At 71.9% G+C, this 22514-nt stretch carries 22 protein-coding genes; 20 read left to right on the top strand and 2 right to left on the bottom strand.

The features are described 5' to 3' along the window. Positions 1-74 precede the first annotated feature (74 nt). The 5 genes from lepB (at position 75) to ER308_RS05005 (ending at position 4566) form a co-directional block, all read left to right on the top strand. Positions 75-1013: a signal peptidase I gene (gene lepB, locus ER308_RS05025; RefSeq protein ID WP_165491832.1), complete on the top strand. Its 939-nt coding sequence runs from the start codon at positions 75-77 to the stop codon at positions 1011-1013. A gap of 46 nt (positions 1014-1059) precedes the next feature. Then, on the top strand, positions 1060-1383 hold the full coding sequence (locus ER308_RS05020) for a DUF2469 family protein (protein ID WP_131153962.1): 324 nt from the start codon (positions 1060-1062) through the stop codon (positions 1381-1383). A gap of 200 nt (positions 1384-1583) precedes the next feature. Next, positions 1584-1958, top strand: coding sequence for a YraN family protein (locus ER308_RS05015; RefSeq protein WP_131153961.1), 375 nt, complete (start codon positions 1584-1586; stop codon positions 1956-1958). Next, positions 1955-3475 (top strand): YifB family Mg chelatase-like AAA ATPase, encoded by a 1521-nt coding sequence (locus tag ER308_RS05010; protein ID WP_131153960.1) that lies wholly within the window; start codon positions 1955-1957, stop codon positions 3473-3475. The genes ER308_RS05015 and ER308_RS05010 overlap by 4 nt, the downstream gene beginning before the upstream one ends. Further along, on the top strand, positions 3472-4566 hold the full coding sequence (locus ER308_RS05005) for a DNA-processing protein DprA (protein WP_131153959.1): 1095 nt from the start codon (positions 3472-3474) through the stop codon (positions 4564-4566). The genes ER308_RS05010 and ER308_RS05005 overlap by 4 nt, the downstream gene beginning before the upstream one ends. Before the next feature lie 7 nt (positions 4567-4573). Here the strand turns inward: ER308_RS05005 and ER308_RS05000 are convergent, their stop codons facing one another. After that, on the bottom strand, positions 4574-5560 hold the full coding sequence (locus tag ER308_RS05000) for a hypothetical protein (protein WP_131153958.1): 987 nt from the start codon (positions 5558-5560) through the stop codon (positions 4574-4576). Positions 5561-5721: 161 nt separating this feature from the next. Here ER308_RS05000 and ER308_RS04995 point away from each other — a divergent pair, with 161 nt between their 5' ends. The 5 genes from ER308_RS04995 to ER308_RS04975 all read left to right on the top strand — a co-directional run bounded on the left by ER308_RS04995 (position 5722) and on the right by ER308_RS04975 (position 10279). Further along, positions 5722-6684, top strand: coding sequence for a tyrosine recombinase XerC (locus ER308_RS04995; protein ID WP_205745912.1), 963 nt, complete (start codon positions 5722-5724; stop codon positions 6682-6684). A gap of 55 nt (positions 6685-6739) precedes the next feature. Continuing rightward, the gene (whiG, locus tag ER308_RS04990; RefSeq protein WP_420826203.1) at positions 6740-7594 is read left to right on the top strand and encodes an RNA polymerase sigma factor WhiG; all 855 of its coding nucleotides are present in this window, start codon (positions 6740-6742) and stop codon (positions 7592-7594) included. Positions 7595-7742: 148 nt separating this feature from the next. Then, positions 7743-8426: a murein hydrolase activator EnvC family protein gene (locus ER308_RS04985; protein ID WP_205745911.1), complete on the top strand. Its 684-nt coding sequence runs from the start codon at positions 7743-7745 to the stop codon at positions 8424-8426. 194 nt (positions 8427-8620) lie between these two features. Next, positions 8621-9556 carry a 30S ribosomal protein S2 gene (gene rpsB / locus ER308_RS04980; RefSeq protein ID WP_131153955.1) on the top strand — a complete coding sequence of 312 codons (936 nt, stop codon included), beginning with the start codon at positions 8621-8623 and terminating at the stop codon, positions 9554-9556. 108 nt (positions 9557-9664) lie between these two features. After that, positions 9665-10279 (top strand): translation elongation factor Ts, encoded by a 615-nt coding sequence (locus ER308_RS04975; protein WP_240731973.1) that lies wholly within the window; start codon positions 9665-9667, stop codon positions 10277-10279. Positions 10280-10594: 315 nt separating this feature from the next. On the opposite strand, the gene ER308_RS04970 is transcribed toward ER308_RS04975, so the two are convergent. Next, positions 10595-11860 carry an IS110 family RNA-guided transposase gene (locus ER308_RS04970; RefSeq protein WP_205745615.1) on the bottom strand — a complete coding sequence of 422 codons (1266 nt, stop codon included), beginning with the start codon at positions 11858-11860 and terminating at the stop codon, positions 10595-10597. 283 nt (positions 11861-12143) lie between these two features. On the opposite strand from ER308_RS04970, the gene pyrH reads away from it, so the two are divergent. The 10 genes from pyrH (at position 12144) to nusA (ending at position 22506) form a co-directional block, all read left to right on the top strand. Beyond that, positions 12144-12899: a UMP kinase gene (gene pyrH / locus ER308_RS04965; protein ID WP_131153954.1), complete on the top strand. Its 756-nt coding sequence runs from the start codon at positions 12144-12146 to the stop codon at positions 12897-12899. A 54-nt stretch (positions 12900-12953) separates the two neighbouring features. Further along, entirely contained in the window at positions 12954-13511 is a 558-nt protein-coding gene (gene frr, locus ER308_RS04960; RefSeq protein WP_131153953.1) for a ribosome recycling factor, read from the top strand. Between the two features lie 69 nt (positions 13512-13580). Further along, positions 13581-14510, top strand: a complete 930-nt coding sequence (locus tag ER308_RS04955) for a phosphatidate cytidylyltransferase (RefSeq protein WP_131153952.1) — start codon at positions 13581-13583, stop codon at positions 14508-14510. Between the two features lie 5 nt (positions 14511-14515). Beyond that, a complete protein-coding gene (gene rlmN / locus ER308_RS04950; protein ID WP_131153951.1) occupies positions 14516-15802 on the top strand; it encodes a 23S rRNA (adenine(2503)-C(2))-methyltransferase RlmN in 1287 nt (428 codons plus the stop codon). Then, positions 15799-17112, top strand: coding sequence for a 1-deoxy-D-xylulose-5-phosphate reductoisomerase (locus ER308_RS04945; RefSeq protein WP_131153950.1), 1314 nt, complete (start codon positions 15799-15801; stop codon positions 17110-17112). Before rlmN ends, ER308_RS04945 begins: the two co-directional genes overlap by 4 nt. Then, a complete protein-coding gene (locus ER308_RS04940; protein ID WP_165491831.1) occupies positions 17109-18278 on the top strand; it encodes a M50 family metallopeptidase in 1170 nt (389 codons plus the stop codon). Before ER308_RS04945 ends, ER308_RS04940 begins: the two co-directional genes overlap by 4 nt. A 106-nt stretch (positions 18279-18384) precedes the next feature. Then, the gene (gene ispG, locus ER308_RS04935; protein WP_131153948.1) at positions 18385-19572 is read left to right on the top strand and encodes a flavodoxin-dependent (E)-4-hydroxy-3-methylbut-2-enyl-diphosphate synthase; all 1188 of its coding nucleotides are present in this window, start codon (positions 18385-18387) and stop codon (positions 19570-19572) included. Positions 19573-19635: 63 nt separating this feature from the next. Continuing rightward, entirely contained in the window at positions 19636-20517 is an 882-nt protein-coding gene (locus ER308_RS04930) for an inositol monophosphatase family protein (protein WP_165491830.1), read from the top strand. A gap of 330 nt (positions 20518-20847) precedes the next feature. Next, positions 20848-21300: a ribosome maturation factor RimP gene (locus ER308_RS04925; protein ID WP_131153946.1), complete on the top strand. Its 453-nt coding sequence runs from the start codon at positions 20848-20850 to the stop codon at positions 21298-21300. A gap of 90 nt (positions 21301-21390) precedes the next feature. Next, entirely contained in the window at positions 21391-22506 is a 1116-nt protein-coding gene (nusA, locus tag ER308_RS04920; RefSeq protein ID WP_131153945.1) for a transcription termination factor NusA, read from the top strand. Positions 22507-22514: the final 8 nt, after the last annotated feature.

Raw genomic sequence — 22514 nt, 5'->3', positions numbered from 1 at the left:
GTGGGCCCACCCGGTCCGATGGGTGAGGTGACCCGTCACCCCGGCGAAGCGCTCGACCGATAGCCTGTAGAGGCGTGAGCCACGATGATCAGCCGGCGGTCCGCAGAACCCGCGCCTTCCCCGGGCGCGGCGTGTCGCACGTCGACGCGGACCAGGCGGGGGTTGCCCACGGCGTGCCGTCCGCCCAGGCCACCGCGGGAGCTGGCACGCTCGACGAGCCGGGGGGCGCCTCGCACCCCCAGGGCGCGCTGGCCGACGCCGCCGGCGATGGTGCCGCGAGTGAGCCCGAGCCTTCGGACGGCGGCGACGACGGTGGGGGCCGCCGACGCGGGCTCGGCTCGTTCCTCGCGGAGCTGCCGATCCTGGTGGTCGTCGCGTTCGTCCTCGCCCTGCTGCTGAAGACGTTCATCGCGCAGGCTTTCTACATCCCGTCGGAGTCCATGGTCCCCACGCTCGAGGTGGGCGACCGCGTCCTCGTCAACAAGCTGGCGCACGAGTTCCGCGACCCCGAACGCGGGGAGATCGTGGTGTTCACCCAGGAGGACGGGGGTCCCGCGGCTCCGAGCGACGGGATCCTCGAGCGCCTGCAGGACACGATCACGAGCGGCTTCGGCGTCGTGCCCGAGGGCGAGAAGGACTTCATCAAGCGGATCGTCGGGATGCCCGGCGAGACGATCGAGATGCGTGACGGCGTGGTCTACATCGACGGGGACCCGTTGCCCGAGGACGCGATCGACGACGGCGGGTACCTGTCGGAGCCCGACATGGTGGACTTCGGCCCCGAAGAGGTGCCCGAGGGCGAGTACTTCATGATGGGCGACAACCGACCCAACTCGTCCGACAGCCGGGCGCTGCTCGACACGATCTCGGAGGAGAATCTGGTGGGGCGGGCCTTCGTCGTGATCTGGCCGGGCTCGCGACTGTCCACCCTCGAGATCCCCGACTACGCCGCGGACGGCTTCCTGTCCGAGCCAGCCTCCCCGAGCGCCCAAGGCGCCGAGGGGGGACCGTAGACGACCGACCCGAGGGTCCGTACCCCGACAGGTGAGGCGCAGGGCGATGAGCAGCGAGGACTTGGAGCGCTACGAAGCGGAGATGGAGCTCAAGCTCTATCAGGAGTACCGCGACGTGGTCCGAATGTTCCGGTACGTCGTCGAGACCGAGCGGCGCTTCTACCTCGCGAACGAGGTCGAGGTCACGCCGCGCCACGTGGGCGACGAGATCTACTTCGAGCTGGACCTGCGGGACGCGTGGGTGTGGGACATGTACCGACCGACCCGCTTCGTCTCCCACGTTCAGGCACTCACGTTCCGGGACGTCAACGTCGAGCGGGTCGCCGAGGCGGACGCGCAGGCGCCGCCCTTCCTGCCCGCCGCCGAATAGCACTCGGCCGACGCAGCATGCCGTTCCGCTGGCCGTTCTCCGACGACGAGGTCCCGGTCTTCGACATCGTGTTGCTCGTGGTCACGCTCATCGTGATCGGTGTCGCGGTGGCCTGGGCCATCGGCCTCTTCTGACGTCCGTCCACAGGGTCGAGGGGGCGATCCGGTGGGTCCGGCCCCCATGCACGGCACGTTACGGCCATGACCCAGCGACGTGCGCGCCTCGGGCGCATCGGCGAGCGCATGGCCACCCGCCACCTCCAGGACGCGGGCCTCGAGGTCCTCGACCGCAACTGGCGCTGCCCCGACGACGAGGTCCGCGGGGAGATCGATCTCGTGGCCCGCGACGGCGAGACGCTGGTCGTCTGCGAGGTCAAGACGCGGCGGCGGGGCGACGACGGTGAGCCGTTGGTGGCGGTCGACGCGCGCAAGGCGCGGCGGTTGCGGCGCCTGGCAGCGGCGTGGCTCGCTCAGGACGACCGCTCGTGGCCTGGCGTGCGGATCGATGCCATCGCGGTCAGCTGGCCGGCCTCGGGTGGCTCGGCACGAGTGGTGCACGTGCGAGGGGTCGCATGAGCTCCGGCGCGAAGGTGGCGAGGGCCCGGGCGGTGACGCTCATCGGGCTGGATGCGCACGCGATCACCGTCGAGGCCGAGGTGACGCAGGGTCTGCCCGGCTTCTCCGTCCTCGGGGCGAGCGGCAGCGCGGGCCGTGAGGCGGCCGACCGGGTCCGGGCCGCCCTCGCCGCGGCCGGCTGCCCGGTCGGGGCACGCAAGGTCCTGACCTCGCTGGCGCCCGCCGAGCTCCCCAAGGTGGGGGCGCGCTTCGACCTCGCGCTCGCGGTGGCCGTCCTCGCCCGCCTCGAGGTCCTGCCCCCGGCCGCCCTCGAGGGGGTCGTACTGCTCGGCGAGTTGGCACTCGACGGGGCGGTGCGCTCCGTGCCCGGCGTGCTGCCGAGCCTCGCGGCACTCGAGTCGGGCGACCGTCTGCTCGTCGCCGACGATGACGCCGCCGAGGCCGCCGTCTCCGGGGGATCCGCGGAGATCGTGCCCATCAGCGACCTCGGCGAGGCGGTGGCCGTCCTGCGGGGCCGGAGCACGCCGCGGCGGGCGCCCGAACCCACCGCGATCGTTCCCCCACCCGTGCCCGATCTGGCCGACGTGCAGGGCCAGCACGAGGCCAGGAGGGCGTTGGAGGTCGCGGCCGCCGGTGGGCACCACCTGCTGTTCGTCGGGCCACCCGGTTGCGGGAAGTCGATGCTGGCCGAACGCCTCCCGGGCCTGCTGCCGTCGCTCGACGCCGATGCGGCGTTGCAGCTCGCGGCGATCCGGTCGGTCGCCGGACTCCTCGATCCGGGACGCGCCGCGGTGCTCGACACGCGCCCGCCCTTCCGCGCCCCGCACCACGGCACGACACAGGCGGCACTGCTGGGGGGTGGCAGTGGCATCGCCCGCCCCGGAGAGGTCAGTCTGGCGCACCGGGGCGCACTCCTCGTGGACGAGCTGCTCGAGTGGCCGCGCCGGTTGCTCGACGGGTTGCGCGAGCCGCTGCAGGAAGGGGTCGTGCGCGTCGCTCGATCGCGGGCGACCGTCCGCTACCCGGCTGCCTTCCAACTCATCGCCGCGACGAACCCGTGTCCGTGCGGCTCGGCCGACGGCTGCCGGTGCTCGGTGCAGGACCTGCAGCGGTACCGTCAGCGTCTCTCGGGCCCGCTGGTCGACCGACTCGATCTGGCTCCCGCGGTGCGACGGCTGGCCGCCGACGACGTACTGACCGACCATCCCGCGGAGCGATCGGCTGAGGTCGCGGAGCGGGTGGCCGCGGCGCGACGGACCGCGGAGGAACGGAGCGCCACGGCGAACGCGGACGCGCCGATCGCCCTGCTGCGTGCCAGCTGTGGGACGGGAGCGCGCCAGGGCCTGGCTCAGGCCGTGGACGCCGGAGTGCTGACGGGTCGGGGACACGACCGGGCGTTGCGCGTCGCCCGGACGTTGGCCGACCTCGACGGTCGTGACCGCATGGACCGCGCGGATGTCGACGAGGCCCTCGGCCACCGGCTCGCACTGCTCGCCGTCGAGGGGGCCGACCGGTGATCGCCGGACCCGGAGTGCCCCACGAGCTCGCCGAGCGTGCGCTGCGGCTCGCGGAGGCCGGAGTGACGAGTGGCGAGGTCAGCCGCGTCGCGGCTCGGCTGGGGGGCACCGCCGAGGCCGAGGCCGTGCTGGCCGCGCTCGAGCGTCGCCGTGGCAGCCCGCTCCCGGCACCGGCGGCCGTCGATGCCCTACGCGGGATCGGCGGGCGCGTCGAGCTCGTCGGCGCGCCCGGTTACCCCGCGCGCCTCGCGACGCTGTGGCCCGACGGGGGCGCCCCGCTGTGGCTGTTCACGCGGGTCGACCGGGACACGGGCGATCTGCCGCAGGGCCCGGCCGTCGCGGTCGTGGGCACGCGCACCCCGACCGCCGCCGGTATCGACATGGCTCGGTGGATCGGTCGGGTCCTTGCCCGGGCGGCCGTCACGGTCGTATCGGGGCTCGCGCGCGGGATCGACCAGGCGGCCCACGAGGGAGCGCTCGCGGCCGGCGGCGCGACCGTGGGGGTGCTCGGAGCGGGCCTCGACGTCGACTACCCGCGTGGGGACGGTCCACTGCGCGCCCGGGTCGCGGCCGCCGGGGGCCTCGTCACCGAGCTGCCTTGTGGCTGTCGGCCGCGCGCGTGGCAGTTCCTCGCCCGCAACCGCATCATCGCTGGCATGACCGACGCGACGGTCGTGGTCGAGGGGCGGTCGCGCAGTGGGGCGCTGGCCACGGCCCAGCGCGCGGCCGAGCAGGGACGGGAGGTGTACGCGGTTCCGGGATCCCCGCTCTCGGCGGCCAGTGCCGCTCCGAACGAGCTGCTCCGCGACGGCGCGATCCCCGTGACGTGTCCGGACGACGTGCTGTCCGGGGTTCAGGTACCCGAGCACGGCCACGTCGGCCCGGAAGGCGATGAGACCCCGGCCCGTCGCGCGCCACCGCGGGACGCGCTCGCTCGCGAGGTGTGGGACCTGCTCGGTGCCGCGCCGACCGACCCCGATGCGCTCGTACGGGCGACCGGTCGCATGGCGGCCGAGGTCCTCGGCGCCGTGGCCCGGCTGGTCACCGAGGGCTTCGCGGAACGCACCGCGCAAGGGATCGTGGCGCGCTGACGGACGGCTACGGCAGCGGCAGCTCTTCGATCCAGCGACGCAGCGTCCCGAGCGGGTCGAGGTCCTCGAGATCGAAGTCGAGCTCGGGAAGTTGGTCCACGGCGAGGACATCCTCCTCGTCGGGACGCTCCACGTCGACCGTTGCGCCGAAGTCGAACAACCGCATCTCGGTCTCGATGTCGACCTCGGTGACACCCGCGAGGTCGACCGTGCCCTCGTAGGTGATGCGCTCGATCCGCTGCTGGTCATCGACCCAGAGGTCGATCACGAGGTGGTCGTCCCGGGCGATGCGGCGGGCGGCGTCCACGAGCCCCTCCGCCTCGTCGCCGAGTTGTCGCTCGAGCGCGTCCAAGTCCGCGAGGACGCGAAAGCGGGTCCCGTTCTCGCCGTCGATCTCCTCCACCTCGTCCGCGGCGATCTCCTCGGGGCTCGTCTCGATCGCCCGCAGCAGGGCGAAGGCCCCCAGTGGGTTGCCGAGACCGGGTGCCACCTCGGTCTCCTCCTCCGCGATCCGCGCGGTCGCCGCCTCGTCGGGAGCGCGGACCTGCACCCACCCGAGCTGGTCGACCGGGACGCGCGCCCAGGCCCCACCGTCAGCGAACAGGACCTCGACATCACTGACCGCGCCGATGCCGGGCACGTTCAGATCCGAGACCAGCGGGAGCTCCCGTTCGAGTAGCGCCCGCTGCCCGTCGAGGTCGAGTTCGCCCTCGGCGACGGTGAGCGTGACCTCGTCGACGATCGGCACGTCGGTGACCGTGCCCGTGATCTCGGTGCGGGCAGTGCCCTGCTCGAGGGTGTTGTCGATGGCGGCACCGAGCTGCGCTCCCGGGGACTGGCGGACCAGCAGGAACAGGGCGACCCCCAGGGCGACCGCGACGAGGACGCCGCCGAGCACCAGCCAGCGCCGGCGGTGCGGGGCGGCCTGTGGCGGACCGACGTCCGGGGAACCCCTCGACTCGGGGCGTGCACGGGGCTCGGACGAGCTGCTCATCGTACCCTGAGCGTACCGGCGGAGGCCACCGGGGCGCCGCGTCTGCCGCGGGGCGGGGCCGCGTTTCGGTCGCCGCGAGCCGCTCCTCCTTGGGTCGGGCGTACTGGCCTGCGAGGCTGGACGGACGCAACCAGGGATGCGACCAACGAAGGAATCGTCCGGTGACCGCCCCGCAGCCGACCTCCCGCCCCCACGCCGACACGGCGCTGCCCCCGGCGTGGGAGGCCGCGATCGAGGTGCTCGGTGGGCATCTTCGCGACGAACGCGGGCTCGCCTTGCGATCGGTGGCCGCGTACGTGGCCGACGCCCGCCAGTTCGCCGCGTTCTGCGGGGCGTTCGGGATCGAGGAGCCCGGAGAGGTCGAGCCGCTGGTCCTGCGGCGCTACCTGGCGGCACTCGACGCGCACGGTTACGCGCGGGCCTCGGTGCAGCGCAAGACCTCGACGTTGCGCCGCCTGTTCGGGGTCCTCGCGGCACGCGGGAGGATCGACCATAACCCCGCGGTACGCCTCGCGATGCCACGAGGAGCGCGCGCGCTCCCGAGAGTGCTGCGGCCGGCCGACGTCGCCCGCCTGCTCGCAGCCCCCGACGCGAGCAGTCCGGGGGGCCAGCGTGATCGTGCGCTGCTGGAGCTGCTCTACGCGAGCGGAGCGCGGGTGAGCGAAGCGGTCGGCCTCGACGTGGACGCGGTTGATCTCGCCCGCGGCGCGGTTCGCCTGCACGGCAAGGGCGACAAGCATCGGCGCGTGCCGCTGGGCGAGCCGGCCTGCGAGGCGCTGGAACGGTGGATCGCCGACGGGCGAGCGCGGCGGTTGGCCGAAGCCGGGCGCGGGGATCATCGCGCCGTCGAGCCCGCGCTGTTCCTCGGGTCCCGCGGCGGGCGCCTCTCCGACCGCGAGGCGCGGGCGGTGGTTGCGCGCACCGGTGCCGCGGTCGGCCTGCCCCACGTGACCCCCCACACGCTGCGTCACAGCTACGCGACCCACCTGCTCGAGGGGGGAGCGGATGTCCGCAGCGTCCAGGAGCTCCTCGGACACGTTGCTCTCTCCACGACCCAAACCTACACTCATGTAACGAGTGAGCATCTGCGGAGGTCTTATGAGCACGCTCATCCTCGGGCCTGACGGGATTCGCGATGCTTCGGCGCCTACTGCGACCGACTTCGACTGACGTGACCTCGTGAGTTCGTCGCGTTCCCCCCACCCATCGTCGTCGTCGACGGCGAGCGAAGCGCCTGCCGAGGGCACCGACCGCCGAGAGGGCGTGGCCTCTCAGGACCCCCGTGTCGTCGAGCTGTGGCGTCAGTACAAGCAGACCGGTGACCGGACCGCTCGCGAACGACTCATCCTGCAGTACGCCCCGCTCGTGAAGTACGTGGCGGGCAGGGTCTCCGTGGGGTTGCCACCGTCGATCGAGCAAGCGGACCTGACTTCGTACGGCATGTTCGGCCTGATCGACGCGATCGAGAAGTTCGATCTCGACAAGCGGGTCAAGTTCGAGACCTACGCGATCTCGCGCATCAAGGGCGCCATCATCGACGAGTTGCGCAGCGTCGACTGGGTGCCGCGCAGCGTGCGGACCAAGGCTCGCGGTGTGGAGAAGGCCCTCACTGCCCTGGAGCATCGGCTGCACCGGACACCCACCGAGGACGAGCTCGCGCACGAGCTGGGCCTGGACATCGACGAGTTGCAGCAGACGCTGGCGCAGGTCTCGCTCACCTCGGTCGTGGCGCTCGAGGAGACCCTGCCGGGCGAGGAGGGTGAACGCCAGGCGCTGGTCGACACCCTGCAGGATCCGCGCATTCCCGATCCCGAGCACGCCCTGCAGGACGCCACCCTGCGAGGACTGCTGCAGGAGACCGTTGACACGCTGCCCGAGCGTGAACGCACCGTGATCGTGCTCTACTACTTCGAGGGCATGACCCTCGCCCAGGTCGGCGAGATCCTCGGTGTCACCGAGTCGCGGGTCTGCCAGATCCACACCAAGTCCGTGCTCGGGCTCCGTACCAAGCTCGCCGAGAAGACCCGCGGCTGACCCGCGGCCGATCCCCGGTCAGCTGTGACGCGACCGGTCACCTGTTCACGCGGTCAGCCCCGCGGCCGGTGGTGCGTACCGGTCCGCGTCCACAGGCCCGAGGGCCATGTGTCGCCGAGCGCGGCGGCGGCGCTCGTATCGTCACCCCATGCCCACTCACCGATCCGCACCTCGTTCGCTCGCCCGCGTCCTGACTCGGGTGGGCCTCGCGCTCGGCCTCGCACTCGTGCTGGGAGCGTCGGCGTCGACGGTGGTTGCGGGCGATCAGGTCGTGGCGGACCGGTTCGACGCCGAGGTCAGCGGCGGAGCCCGCCCTCCGGTGGACGGCGAAGTGCTCCGAGGTTTCGAGCCGCCGGCCGACCCGTACGGTCCGGGCCACCGTGGCGTCGCGCTCGCGGCGGACCCGGGTGAGCCGATCCGGGCTGCCTTGCAGGGCACGGTCACCTGGGCCGGGCCGGTCGCCGGGACGGGCTGGGTGACGGTCGATCACGGAGGCGGGCTCGACACGACCTACGGCCCGGTCGAGCCTATCGCGGTCACGGAGGGCACCCGGGTGGCGAGGGGTGACACCCTCGGGAATCTCGCGCCCGGCTCCGGCGAACTGCACTGGGGGGCTCGCAGGAACGGTGCGTACCTCGACCCCCTCGGACTCCTCGGCCGGTGGCAGCCCCGGCTGGTCCCCACCGAGCCTGGTCCCGACCGCCGAGCCTGGTCTCGACCGCCGAGCCTGGTCTCGACCGCCGAGCCTGGTCTCGACCGCCGAGCCTGGTCCCCACCGAGCCTGGTCCCCACCGCCGAGGGGACGGTCGCCGTGGCTCCCGTGACGCGCTAGGCTTGCCGCTCGACCGGCGCGACGCGTCGGTCCATCGATGTGCGCACGCGCGCTCGAGAACCCGAAACCACAGCGCTGACGAGCGCGGCCGCGGTGCCGGACCGGGATGACCCGGTTTCCGGCTGGCCGGATCGCCGTGGGACCCGACCACCCATGGCCGTCGTCGCGCGAGGACCAACCGCGAAGGAGCCCACATGTCGGTCGTGTCCATGCGCGAGCTGCTGGAGGCCGGAGTCCATTTCGGTCACCAGACGCGCCGTTGGAACCCCAAGATGGAGCGCTACATCCTCGGGGAGCGCAACGGCATCTACATCATCGACATCCAGCAGACCATCGCGATGCTGGAGCGTTCGTACGGATTCGTCCGCGATCAGGTCGCCAAGGGCGGCAACGTGCTGTTCGTCGGGACGAAGAAGCAGGCCCAGGAGCCCATCGAGACCCAGGCCCAGCGGGTATCGATGCCCTACGTCAACTACCGCTGGCTCGGCGGGATGCTGACCAACTTCGAGACGATCAAGACGCGTCTCGCCCGACTCCGGGAGCTCGAGGAGCTCATCGGCAGCGAGACCATGGAGCGTCTCCCCAAGAAGGAGGGCCTGCAGCTGCAGCGCGAGTACGACAAGCTGCTCGCCAACCTCGGCGGTATCCGGAACATGTCCCGGCTGCCCAGCGCCTTGTGGGTGGTTGACACCGTGAAGGAGCACATCGCGGTCAAGGAGGCGAACCGCCTCGGCATCCCGGTCGTCGGGATCCTCGACTCCAACTGCGATCCCGACGAGGTCCAGTACCCGATCCCGGGCAACGACGACGCGATTCGCTCCGGTTCGCTCCTCACGAAGCTCATCGCCGATGCCTGTGCCGAGGGTCACCAGCAGCGTGCGGCGCGTAGCCCCGACGACGTCGTGGCCGAGCAGGCGGCGGTCGCCGCCACGGGTGCTCCCGAGGCCGCTTCGGAGGCCGAGCCGCTCGCCGAGTGGGAGATCGCCCTGCAGCGGGAGGAGGCCGCGGCGGCGGCTGCCCAGGCCGGCGCCGACTCCACCCAGGACGAGGCCGAGGCCGTGCACACCAGCGGCGAGCCGGAGTCCGAGGACGAGGCCGTCCCCGCCGCCGAGGACGAGCGCGCCCAGTGACGAAGCTTCCGAGCCCCGTGCTCGAGTGACCGCCGGCCCCGCCTGCCGTGGCCCTGCGCCGGCCGCTGCTGATGGGGCGGATCGCACGAACCAGAGGGAGGACGACCAGTGCCCGAGTTCAGCGCCGCGGATGTGAAGCGGCTCCGGGAAGCTACCGGGGCCGGGATGATGGACTGCAAGAAGGCCCTGACGGACGCCGAGGGGGACTTCGACGAGGCGGCGAAGCTCGTCCGTGAGCGCACCGGTGCGAAGATGGCCGACCGAGCCGGCGAGCGCAGCGCCGAGGAGGGGCTCGTGCACACCTACTTGCACCGCCCCACGCCGGGCATGCCCCCGAAGGTGGGGGTCCTTCTGGAGCTCAACTGCGAGACGGACTTCGTGGCCAAGCACGAGGGTTTCCAGGAGCTCGCGAACGACGTCGCTCTGCACATCGCCGCCATGCGCCCGGTCGTGGTGAGCGAGGACGACGTCGACGAGGCGACGCTGGAGGAGGAGCGCGAGTTCGCCCGCAAGCAGGCGATCGACGAGGGCAAGCCCGAGCACATCGTCGACAAGATCGTCGAGGGCAAGCTGCAGGCCTTCTACAAGGAGAAGGTGCTGCTCAATCAGCCGTTCGTCCGCGACGACTCGCGCACGATTCGCGAACTCCTCGAGGAGTTCCAGCGCACGACCGGAGAGAAGATCACCGTGGGCCGGTTCACCCGCTTCCAGGTCGGCGCCTAGCTGGCCGTAGGTCTTGTCAAGCATCGTGTACGACATCCTTGGCAGCCCCCGGTGTGCGCGGGGGCTGGCGGGATGCTTGTGTGGCGGTGGGGTGCGAGGTCGGCGGGGCCGTAGGCCCACGCTGATCTATGCGACCTCCACTGAGGGTGGGGTCAGCTGGCTTCGTTCGGGCTCTGAGACGGGTGGAAGGCCGGGCGTCAAGCTAGGAGCGGCGTGACCCGCGAACGAGTCCGCCATAGCCGGTACGACGTCTGATCCGGCCTTCCTGTCCGCGAGCCTCGCACGATCGACCGCGGATGGGAAGGGTCCGGTGTCCTACTCCTTGCTGGCCCAGCAGGCGGGGTCGTACAGCGTCTGGTCGCGGACCATCGCGAAGGCGATCTTGTTCGCCCGGCGGGCCAGGGCGGTGGCGATGATCGCGCCGGGCTTGCCGCGCTCGCGCAGCCCGGCGGCGTAGCGGCGGGCGGCGGGATCTTGGTGCCACAGGCCCACGCCGAGGTCGAGGATCGCCCGGCGCAGCGGCACCGATCCCTCCCGGCTGATGCCGCTGTCACGCCGTCGACCGGCGGACTCGTACTGGGCGGGGTTCAGCCCGGCGGCGCGGTACACCTGCCGGTGCGAGGGCCAGCGTGCCGGGTCGCCGACGCCGGCGGCGTAGCCGGCCGCGCGGACCGCCCCCCAGCCCGGCCCCGACGTCAGCACGCGGTAGCGGGTGGCGGGCACGAGCGCGTCGATGCGCGCGTCGACCTCGGCGAGTTGGCCGTCCAGGCCGTCGAGCAGCGCCAGATCGGCGGCCAGGACCTGACGGGCCACCGCCGCGTCGGGCGTGGGCAGCGCGTCGCGGGCCGCGGCCACGAGGCGCTCGGCCAGCGCCACGCTCACGCGCACGTCGCGGCGCGCCGCGAACGCCCGGAAGCGGGCCACGCCGAGCCGGGCGAGCCGATCGGGGTCTGAGAACTCGGCCGCGACAAGGCGGCCGACCTTGGTGCCCAGCACGCTCGACAGACTCGCGCCCAGCCCGGGAAAGCAGCGGTCCAGCTGACCGGTCAGCTGGTTCTTGACCGCCGAGCGGGCCTGCACCCGCCGGCGGCGATGCGCCGCCCACGCGCTCAGCTCGACCAGCAGCTCATCACCGACGGCCACCTCGTAGCCGCGGCCGGCCAGCAGCAGATCCGCGATCGCGGTCAAGTCGATCGGGTCGGTCTTGGTCCGACCCGTGCCGTTGACCCGCCGCTGGGCTGACACCCACGCCGGGTTGTGCTCCACCAGCTGCCAGTGCCCGGGCAGCACCCTCGAGGCGACCAGCGGCCGGTGGTAGTGCCCGCACGCCTCCACCCCCACCCGCACCAACGCCGTCTCCGCCGGCAGAACCCGCTCGACCCGAGCGACGAACCCCGCCACCCCCGACCGGTCGAGAGCGAACTCGAACGGCGCGGCCAGCCGCCGACCCGAGAAGTCGACCACCATCGCCATCGCCGCCGACTTGCCCACATCCACCGGCACCGCCACCAGCCGATCCAACCCCACGCCGACCGTCCGCGCCGAAAGTTGCTGCGCTCGAATACCATGCATGTGCATCATCAAGCCCACCTCCCGGTGGTGTCAGGAGAACCAGGCGCGACAACGCCCGACCCTCGGAACCTGTGCGGGTCCCTTCTGACACCTCCGGAGGCGAAACCCATGGAACCGCTACCGGCAGGTCATATCAGCCAGGGGTGTCGGCGCCTAGCCAGGGGTGTCGGCGTCTAGCCAGGGGTGTCGGCGCCTGGCCGGGGGTGTCGGCGCCCTGCCACCCCGCAGCGGCGCACGGCGCGGGTCACGACGTCTAGGATCGGGTGCGGGCGAACGATGCGAGGAGCCGCGAGTGAGCGACGGACCGCGCTACCGCCGAGTCCTGCTGAAGCTTTCGGGGGAGAAGTTCGCTGACGACGACAATTCGATCAGTCCGCAGATCGTGAACTCCATCGCCGCACAGCTCGTCGAGGTGGCCGGGCGGGGTGTGGAGATCGGTGTCAGCGTCGGTGGCGGCAACATCTTCCGCGGGACGAGTCCCCAGGCGGCCGGCATGGACCGCTCGAGCGCCGACAACATGGGGATGCTCGCCACGGTCATCAACGCGCTGAGCCTGCAGGATGCCATCGAGAAGCAGGGCGTCGACACGCGCGTCCTCTCCGCGATCGGGATGCAGGAGGTCGCCGAGCCCTACATCCGCCGTCGTGCCATCCGCCACCTCCAGAAGGGGCGGGTGGTGATCTTCGCCGCCGGCCTCGGCGCCCCGTACTTCACGACCGACACGGCGGCCGCGCAGCGTGCTCTCGAGATCGGAGCGGAGGCGATCCTGAAGGGTACCGGCGTCGACGGCGTCTACGACCGTGATCCGCACGGCGCCCCCGAGGCCACCCGCTACAGCGACCTCACGTACCTCGACGTGCTCTCGCACGGGTTGAAGGTCATGGACGCGACCGCCATCAGCCTGTGCATGGACAATCGCCTGCCGATCATCGTCTTCGAGCTCCTGCGCGAGGGCAACATCTGGCGGGTGGTGGACGGTCAGCCCATCGGCACAATCGTGCATGCGGGGCCCGAGTCGGCGTCCGCCGAGGGGGAGCTGACCGGGTAGGCGATCATCGGTGTTTTCGTTGCACCGCGAGGCCGAACAGAAGGAGCGAGAGCCGTGAGTGAGGAGATCCTCAACGAGGCCGAGAAGAAGATGCGTCAGGCGGTGCAGCACGCCAAGGACGAGGTCGCGAAGATCCGTACCGGGCGAGCCAACCCCGGGCTCATCGCCGACCTGCCGGTCGAGTACTACGGCACGAAGACACCCCTGCAGCAGCTGGCGGGGGTGAGCGTCCCCGAGCCCCGAGTCCTGCTCGTCAACCCGTTCGACCAGAGCGCCCTCAAGGAGATCGAGAAGGCCATCACGAACGCTGACCTCGGCCTGAACCCGAACAACGACGGCAAGGTGATCCGCGTCGTGTTCCCCGAGCTCACCGAGGAGCGACGCAAGCAGTACGTGCGGCTCGTGCGGGAACGCGCCGAGGAGGGTCGAGTCGCGGTCCGCAACGTGCGGCGGCAGGCCAAGAGCGAACTGGGCACGCTCGTCAACGAGGGGGACCTGCCGGAGGACGAGCACCAGCGGCTCGAGAAGCGGCTCCAGGGCTTGACCGACAAGTACGTGGGGGAGATCGATCAGGTGGCCCAGAACAAGGAGCAGGAGCTGCTCGAGGTCTAGCCGGTCGCCGGCCGAGGGAGCGTCAGCGTTCCCCGACGGTCACCGGGTCGACGATCCTCGACGTCGCGCATGTCCCCCTCAGGGCCCGACCCCACGCCCGAATCGCAACCCGGCGCCGAGCCGGGGAAGCGACGCACGGGCCGCAACCTCCCGGTAGCCATCGTCTCCGGGCTCGCGCTGGCAGGGCTGTTCGTCGGCTCGGTGTGGTGGAGCCCGTGGGCGCTGCTGGTGCTCGTCGCGGTCATCGTCGTGATCGCACTGGCCGAACTCGACGGAGCGTTCGTCGACGCCGGCTTGCGGCCCGCGACGTGGGTGGCCGCCGCCGCGGGGCTGGTCATGCTGTTCGGGGCGTTGGCGCTCGGCCCGCTGGGACAGGTCGTGGGACTCGTCCTCCTCGTCCTCGGCGCGGCGCTGGCCCCGCTGTTCGAGGCCGGGAACGGTGGTACGGACCACGCGGACGGTGGGCGGGCCCCTGGGAGGACGCCCACCCCGGGGCCGTCACGGCGATCGGTGTCGAGCATCGGTGCCACGGTGCTCATGGGGCTGTGGGTTCCGTTCCTCGGCAGCTTCATCGGGCTGCTGGCGGGTCGTGAGCACGGGTTCTGGGTGGTGCTGGCCGTGATCGCCCTGACCGTCTCCTACGACATCGGCGCGTACGGGTTCGGGGTGGGGTTCGGGCGCCACCGGCTCGCCCCGCGCATCAGTCCCGGCAAGACGTGGGAGGGCGCGGCCGGCGGGCTCGCGGTGGTGCTGCTGCTCGCGGGTTTCGTGACCGCCCGGCTACCGGGGTTCGATCTGCCGACCGCGCTGCTGCTCGGCGCCGGGATCGTTCCCGCCGCGACGGTCGGCGACCTGCTCGAGTCCCTCGTCAAGCGCGACCTCGGCGTGAAGGACCTCGGTCGGGTGTTGCCCGGTCACGGTGGCATCATGGACCGCGTCGACGCGATCTTGTTCGCGTTGCCCGTCGCCCATCTGCTCCTTCTGCTCACCGACGTCTGACGCCCATGGCAGCCTCTCCCCGAATCGACCCGTACCGCGCCGACGACGCCGCCCTGGCCTCGGCGTTCGGTGACGAGCCCCCCTATCGGGTCCGGCAGGTGCGGTCGTGGCTGGCGCGCGGGGTCGACGATCCCCACGCGATGACCGATCTGCCCAAGGAACTCCGCGCGCGGCTCGCCCAACGGCTCGTGCCCGCCCCGCCGGTGCTGGCCCACCGAACGGCGGATGAGGGGTTGACGCACAAGGTGCTGCTCGGCATGCCGCGCGGCGCGCCCGACGAACCGCTCGCGCGCACCGAGCCGGTGGAGAGCGTCCTCATGCTCTACCCGCGTCAAGCGGTGCACGGCGCGGCGGGGGACGGCACCGACGACGCGGCGCCCCGCGGGCGGGCCCGCGCCACGGTCTGCGTGTCGAGCCAGGCGGGATGCGCGATGGGTTGCCCGTTCTGCGCGACCGGACAGGCTGGCTACCGGGGTCAGCTGTCGACGGGCGAGATCGTGCGCCAGGTCACCGTCATGCAACGACTGCTGAAGCGCGGCGGCCGCGGCGACTCGCGCTCGCCCACGGCGACGGAGGACGACCCCCGTGCGCATCCCGGTGCGGGATTGCCCTTCGATGCTCCCGACCACGTCACGAACGTGGTGTTCATGGGGATGGGCGAGCCGTTGGCGAACGCCGACGCCGTCCTGGACGCGGTGCGATGGCTGGCGGACGGGACCGACGGGTTCGGCCTCTCGGCCCGCTCCATCACCGTGTCCACGGTCGGGCTGGTGCCCGGCATGCGGCGACTGACCGCCCTGGGGCTCCCCGTGACACTGGCGGTCAGCCTGCACGCGCCCACCGACGGGTTGCGCGACCACCTCGTCCCGCCGAACCAGCACTTCCCGCTGACCGAGGTGCTCTCCGCCGCCGAGGCGCACGCCGAGGCGACCGGTCGGCGATTGACCTTCGAGTACGTGCTCATCGACGAGGTCAACGACGATCCCGCAGCGCATGCCCGCGAGCTCGCGCGCCTGGTGCGTGATCTGCCGGCGCACGTCAATCTCATTCCCATGAACCCCACGCCGGAGGTGCCGTGGCACGCGCCGCCGATCGCGCGGCAGCGGGCGTTCCGCGACACCCTCGCCGAGCACGGGGTCACCGCGACGATCCGCCACAACCGTGGCGGCGACATCGACGCCGCCTGCGGCCAGCTCTACGCGACGTACGCGGCGGGCAGCGGACGCACGCTGCCGGTGGCGCAGGGTGCCGCCGATCGGGTCGCCGCGCTGATGGGGGAGCCCTCCCCGTGACCGTGTCCGACGCAGCGAGCGGCGCGACGACGGTCGCGATCCTCGGCTCGACGGGTTCGATCGGCCGGCAGGCGCTCGAGGTGGTCGACGCGAGCCCTGGACGCTTCGACGTGATCGCCCTCGCGGGCGGGCGCAACGTGGGGGCGATCGCCGAACAGGCTGAGCGCTACGGCGCCGGGGTGGTCGTGATGGCCGACCCGGAGGCGGCGGCGCGGCTGCGATCGCAGGCGCCGGTGGGCGTGACCGTCCGCGGTGGCGCCGACGCGATCGTCGAGCTCGCGGGGCGGCCCGCCGACGTCGTCCTCAACGGCATCGCGGGCGCGGCGGGGCTGCGGGCCAGCCTGGCCGCGCTCGAGGCCGGCAACTGGCTCGCGCTCGCCAACAAGGAGTCCCTGATCGTCGGCGGCCGGCTGCTCGCACGCGCTGCCGGTCGTGGTCGGTCCCGGACCGACGGCGCGCCCCGTACCGTCGCGACCGAGCCTCCGTTGTCGGGGGTCGTCATCCCGCACGTGCTGCCGGTGGACAGCGAGCACAGCGCGTTGGCGCAGGCGCTCCGGGGGGTGCGCCCCGAGGAGGTCGCGCGGCTGGTCGTGACCGCGAGCGGGGGGCCGTTCCGGGGTTGGCGGCGGGCCGACCTCGAGGGAGTGCGGCCCGAGGATGCCCTCCGCCACCCCACGTGGGACATGGGGGCGCTCATCACGATCAACTCCGCGACGCTCGCGAACAAGGGCCTCGAGGTCATCGAGGCGCACCTCCTGTTCGGCGTGGCTTTCGATGCGATCGAGGTCATCCTGCACCCGCAATCGGTCGTACACGGGATGGTCGAGATGGTCGACGGGGCGACCATCGCGAAGCTGTCGCCCCCCGACATGCGCCTGCCCATCCAGCTCGCACTGGGTGCTCCGGCGCGGGTGGCCCACGCGCCCGCCCGGCTCGACTGGACCGCCGCGCGGACGCTGGCGTTCGAGCCGGTCGACCGACCGACGTTCCCGATGCTCGACCTCGCGCTGACCGCCGGTCGGTCCGGGGGTACCGCGCCGGCCGTCTACAACGCGGCGAACGAGGTGGCCGTCGAGGCGTTCCTCGCCGGTGAGCTCGGTTTCCTCGGCATCCCGGCGGTGGTTGCGGCAGTCTTGGACACGAGCGAGGCGATCGAGCCCGACGACGTCGACACGGTTCTCGAGGTGGACGCGTGGGCGCGCGCCCGGGCCCACGAGCACGTGTCAGGGTCGGCACGGCACACAGGAACCCGAACGGCGACCCGGTCCCGGGGGGATCCGGCGGGTCCGGGGACGAGGGGGATCGAGTGATCTACATCGCGATCTTCATCGCGGTGCTCGTCCTGTCCATCGTGATCCACGAGGCGGGGCACTTCTCCACCGCACGACTGTTCGGCATGAAGGCCGAGCGGTTCTTCTTCGGGTTCGGCCCGACGCTCTGGTCGGTGTGGCGCGGAGAGACCGAGTACGGGGTGAAGGCGATCCCCGCGGGCGGCTTCGTGCGCATCGCGGGCATGAACAAGCACGACCCGGTCGCTCCCGGGGACGAGCACCGCGCGTTCCATCGCTTCCCTGCGTGGCAACGGCTGGTCGTGCTCGCCGCCGGCTCGTTCACCCACTTCGTGATCGCGTTCGTGCTGATCGTCTTCGTCCTCGCGGCGTTCCCGATCCCCTCGCTGGCCGACAGCCAGGATCCGCAGCCGGTGGTGGGCGCCGTCGAGGAGGGCTCGGCCGCCGAGGAGGCCGGACTCGAGGTCGACGACGAACTCCTGGCGGTCGAGGGCGAGCCGCTCGACAGCCCCGAGGAGGTCGTGGAGGCGATCGAGCCCCATGCCGGCGAGGCGATCACGATCACCTTCGCGCGCGACGGGGAGGTGGGGGAGACCGTCGCCCGGTTGCCCGAGACGGACCCGGACGGGGAAGATTCCGGCTTCCTCGGGATCGGGATCGGGGTCGCGCAACCCGATGTCCGCGAGCCGTCCGGGCTCGGTGCCGCCGTGGCCGATGCGTTCCGCGGGGAGTACTCCCTCTGGAGCCAGACCGCGCTCACGGTCCAGGGACTGGTCGAAGCGTTCAGTCCGGACACCCTGCGCTCCTGGGTCCAGCAGGCCGAGCCGGGAGCCGAGCGCACGGCGGAGGGCCCGGTGAGCCTCGTCGGGGCCGGTCAGCTGGCCGGGGCCCTCGGCGGGCTCGGCGAGCTCGGGCCCCTGTTCCTGCTGCTGGTCCAGCTGAACATCGTGATCGGCATCATCAACATGGCGCCGCTGCCGCCCTTCGACGGAGGGCATGTCGCCCAGGTGCTGATCGAGGCAGCGGTCAATGGCGTGCGCCGGCTCGCCGGCCTGGCCCCGGACTGGGAGCTCTCCCCGTCGGTGATGACGCCGTTGGCCCTGCTCGTCCTCGTCCTCATCGGGGGGTTCGTGCTGACCGCCTTCTACATCGACATCGTGAATCCCGTGAGCAACCTGTTCCAGTGAGCGCCGCCGGTCGGCTCCGCGTCCGGCGCGTCCCGGAGTTCGGGGATGGTGCCGGTATCGCGGGTAGCCTGGCGACGGCGGCCGCACGCCACCCGAGCGCCGTTCGATGGAGGAGTTGGCTGCTGTGGGCACCCCGTTGCCGCTCGTGAATCAGCCCGCGCCGGACCCCGACGTTCCGGCCCACCATCAACCGCCGCAGCGGCGCCCGACTCGCGCCCTGCGGGTGGGCGACGTGCCGGTGGGCGGTGGCGCGCCGATCAGCGTCCAGTCCATGACGACCACACCGACCCACGACGTGAACGCGACGTTGCAGCAGATCGCGGCGCTGCAGGCGGCGGGTGTCGACATCGTGCGCGTGGCGGTGCCGCGCCAGGAGGACGCCGACTCCCTGGCCGCGATCGCCGCGAAGTCACCGGTGCCGGTGGTGGCGGACATCCACTTCCAGTGGAAGTACGCGATGGCGGCCATCGAGGCGGGTATGGCCGGGGTGCGCATCAACCCCGGGAACATCCGCAAGCACGAGAAGGTCAAGGTCATCGGTGACGCCGCCAAGGAGCGGGGCATCCCGATCCGCATCGGGGTGAACGGCGGATCGCTCGAGCAGGACGTCCTGGACCGTCACGGTGGCGTGACTCCGGAGGCGCTGGTCGAGAGCGCGCTCGCCGAGGCGCGGCTGCTCGAGGAGGTCGACTTCTTCGACACCAAGATCAGCGTCAAGCACTCCGATCCTTGGGTCATGATCCAGACGTACCGCCTGCTCGCCGACGCCTGTGACTACCCGTTGCACCTCGGGGTCACCGAGGCCGGGCCGGCGGGTACCGGCAGCATCAAGTCGGCGGTCGGGATCGGGGCGCTGCTCGCCGAGGGCATCGGGGACACCGTCCGGGTGTCGCTCTCGGCCGACCCGGTCGAGGAGGTCAAGGCCGCCATCACGATGCTGGAGTCGCTGCACCTGCGCGAACGCGGTCTCGACGTCGTCGCGTGTCCGTCGTGTGCCCGCGCCGAGGTGGACGTGTACTCCCTCGCCGACGAGGTCCAGAAGGGGCTCGAAGGGCTCGACGTGCCGCTGCGCGTCGCGGTCATGGGCTGCGTTGTGAACGGTCCCGGTGAGGCGCGCGAGGCCGACATCGGGGTCGCCGCCGGCAAGGGCAAGGGCAAGATCATCCGCCGAGGCGAGGTCTTGTACACGGTGCAGGAGTCCGACATCGTCGAGACCCTCGTGCACTTCGCGAACGAGATGGCCGACGAGATCCGGGCCGAGCGCGGCGAGGGGGATCCGAGCGTCGTGGCGTAGGCGCGCCCACGGTCCCCCCGGGGGCCGTTGCGCCCGATCGCGCGATCGCCGAAGCTGTCGCCCGTGAGTGATGAGGTCGCAGTCGCGCGAGCCGCGGCACGGGAGGCCGGGCGCATTGCCCTCGATCATGCCGCGCGGGGGCTCACCGCCGAGTGGAAGGGCGCGCGCGACCTCGTGACCGCGGCGGACCGGGCCGCGCAGGCACGGATCCGAGAGGTGGTCGCCGAGGCGTTCCCCACCGACCTCGTCGTCGACGAGGAGGGGGAGGCCTCGCCCGGCGAGGACGAGATCGCCGGCACCCGGCGCTGGTACGTCGACCCGATCGACGGGACGACCAACTACCTCAAGGGCCGTCACTGGTGGGGCGTCTCGATCGCGTTCTGCGACACCGACGACGAGCTCGCTGCGGGCGTCGTGTACCTGCCGGCGCTGGGGCAGACGTACGAGGCCGTCCGCGGCGGTGGGGCGATGCTGGACGGGGAACCCATCCGGTGCTCGCCGGTGACGGAGCTCGCCGAGGCGCTGTGCTGCTCGGGGTTCCCCGGCTCGGATTCCATGGCGGACATCAGCCGCCGCAACATCGAGGCGTGGCGCCTCGTGATGGCGCGGGCGCTGTCACTGCGGGCGACCGGGGCGGTGGCACCGGACTGGTGCACCGTCGCCAGCGGCCGCGCGGACGGCTCATGGACGCTGGGGGTCGGACGCTGGGACATCGCGGCGGGCATCGTCATCGCCCGCGAGGCGGGCGCGACCGTCACCGATCTCGACGGGATCGCGCTTCGGGGGCCGGGCGAGCGCGGGGTGGCGGCGACACCCGGGATCCACGCGGATCTGTTGTCGCTCGTCCAGGCCGCCCTGGACGTGCCGGAGATCCCACGGGACGACGGCACGGGCGGGGACCTCCCGGAAGGGCACCGCGCGACGGGCGAGCGCGTGAACGAGTGAACGGGGTCGGTCGGGCGACGCTGACCGCTTCGAGCCGTCGTTGAGCGTCGATCCCGACGACGCTCCGCGCTGACCCGCGGGACGGGAGCCGATCGTGCGCGGCAACCGCCGTTGCCCGGTCACCGGGGTCGGGGTACGCTCGCCGCTGAACGACCGAGCCGCGAGGCTCTGTCGACGCCTGCGCCGGTCCCCCCTTTAGGGCCTGAAGGGGTCCGACCGGAGGTCGAGGCCAACCGAACGGGAGCACCGACGAGTGGGCGTGAACGCCCACTTTTTCTTTCGCGCGACGCGACCGGCCAAGCGGCCGGCGACGAGGGGAGGTAGGACACCATCACGCTGGAAGGACGCATACGGGAGCTCGCGGAACCGGTCGCTCGTGAGGCGTCGCTCGACCTCGTGGACGTGGAGGTCAAGGGCGGCGGTGCGCAGCGTCTCGTGCGAGTCACGGTCGATCGCAAGGGGGGCGTGACGATCGAGGCGTGTCAGGAGCTCTCCCGGCGGTTGTCGGTCGCGCTCGACGAGCAGGACCCGGTCGAGGGTGGCTACAAGCTCGAGGTGACCAGTCCCGGCACCGATCACCCGCTGCAGGACCGCGAGGCGTTCGAGCGGGTCGAGGGTCGAGCCGTGCTCGTCCAGCGTGATGAGGGGGACGGTCGGGTGCAGCAGCTACGAGGCACGGTGACCGGCGCGGACGACAGCGCGGTCGTGCTGGACGTGGACGGTCGATCCATCCGGGTCCCGTATGCCGAGATCGTGAAGGCGACGCAGACGCTGCCCTGGTGACACGAGGCGCGCGGTCGCCGGGCAGGGCACCGCGGGGCCCGCGCCGGGGCCGTGCGACGCGCGGGGCCGCAGAAGGGGAGGACGCAAGCCGTGAGGGTCGAGATCGAAGCGTTGCGCAGCATCGAGCGTGAGAAGGGGATCGACTTCGAGACGGTCGTGTCCTCGCTCGAGGGCGCGCTCGCGAGCGCGTACAAGCGGCAGGGCGGCCAGGCCGAGGAAGCCCGGGTGGTGATCGATCGCGCGACGGGCGCGGTCTCGGTCTTCGCCCAGGAACTCGACGACGACGGCAACGTCGTCGACGAGTGGGAGGACGTGCCCCGCGACTTCGGGCGCATCGTGGCCCAGACCGCGAAGCAGGTGCTCATGCAGCGGCTGCGCGAGGCCGAGCGCGAGATGACCTACGGGGAGTACTCCGGCAAGGAGGGCGACCTCGTCAGCGGCAGCGTGCAGATCCACGACCGCAACCTCATCGTGCTCGACCTGGGCAACGCCGAGGCGATCCTCCCGGTCAGCGAGCAGGTGTCGGCGGAACGTTACGTGCACGGCATGCACCTGCGCGCCTACATCACCGAGGTGCGCAGGTCCATCAAGGGCGTGCAGATCGTTTGCAGTCGCTCGCACCCGAAGCTCGTCGAGGAGCTCTTCGCCCTCGAGGTACCGGAGATCACCGACGGAATCGTCGAGATCAAGGGCACCGCGCGCGAGGCCGGCTACCGCACCAAGATCGCAGTGGCGTCGCACGATCCCAGCGTCGACGCCGTCGGCAGCTGCGTGGGCACCCGCGGCAGTCGGGTGCTGCAGATCGTGGAGGATCTCGGCGGCGAGAAGGTCGACATCATCCCGTGGTCCGAGGAACCCGCCGAGTTCGTGGCGAACGCGCTCTCGCCCGCGAAGGTCAGCGAGGTGTACCTGTACGACGACGAGGCTCCGCCCGCAGCGGTCGTGATCGTGCCCGATTACCAGCTCTCGCTCGCGATCGGTCGCGAGGGACAGAACGCACGACTCGCGGCCCGCCTGACGGGCTGGCGGATCGACATCAAGAGCGAGACGCAGTTCGCCGAGGAGCAGGCGGCGTTCCAGGCCGCGTACGAGCGTGGCGAGGTGGACGAGTTCGGGACGCCGCTGTCGAGCGATGTGGTGCCCCCGCAGCCGCGGGGCTACGAGGTGACCCCGGACACCACCGACCCCGAGCGCGCCGACGCGTGAGCGGTCGG

This window comes from Egibacter rhizosphaerae (assembly GCF_004322855.1).
In the GTDB taxonomy this organism is placed as follows: Bacteria; Actinomycetota; Nitriliruptoria; order Euzebyales; family Egibacteraceae; genus Egibacter; species Egibacter rhizosphaerae.
Note: the sequence above shows the minus strand (reverse complement) of the source record. Positions and strands in the feature narration are given on the sequence as shown.

Coding starts and splice junctions, on each gene's coding strand:
- ER308_RS05020 (WP_131153962.1), top strand. CDS start 1,060: ATGAGCAGCGAGGACTTGGAGCGCTACGAAGCGGAGATGGAGCTCAAG.
- ER308_RS05015 (WP_131153961.1), top strand. CDS start 1,584: ATGACCCAGCGACGTGCGCGCCTCGGGCGCATCGGCGAGCGCATGGCC.
- ER308_RS05010 (WP_131153960.1), top strand. CDS start 1,955: ATGAGCTCCGGCGCGAAGGTGGCGAGGGCCCGGGCGGTGACGCTCATC.
- ER308_RS05000 (WP_131153958.1), bottom strand. CDS start 5,560: ATGAGCAGCTCGTCCGAGCCCCGTGCACGCCCCGAGTCGAGGGGTTCC.
- ER308_RS04985 (WP_205745911.1), top strand. CDS start 7,743: ATGCCCACTCACCGATCCGCACCTCGTTCGCTCGCCCGCGTCCTGACT.
- rpsB (WP_131153955.1), top strand. CDS start 8,621: ATGTCGGTCGTGTCCATGCGCGAGCTGCTGGAGGCCGGAGTCCATTTC.
- ER308_RS04970 (WP_205745615.1), bottom strand. CDS start 11,860: ATGATGCACATGCATGGTATTCGAGCGCAGCAACTTTCGGCGCGGACG.
- ER308_RS04955 (WP_131153952.1), top strand. CDS start 13,581: ATGTCCCCCTCAGGGCCCGACCCCACGCCCGAATCGCAACCCGGCGCC.
- rlmN (WP_131153951.1), top strand. CDS start 14,516: ATGGCAGCCTCTCCCCGAATCGACCCGTACCGCGCCGACGACGCCGCC.
- ispG (WP_131153948.1), top strand. CDS start 18,385: ATGGAGGAGTTGGCTGCTGTGGGCACCCCGTTGCCGCTCGTGAATCAG.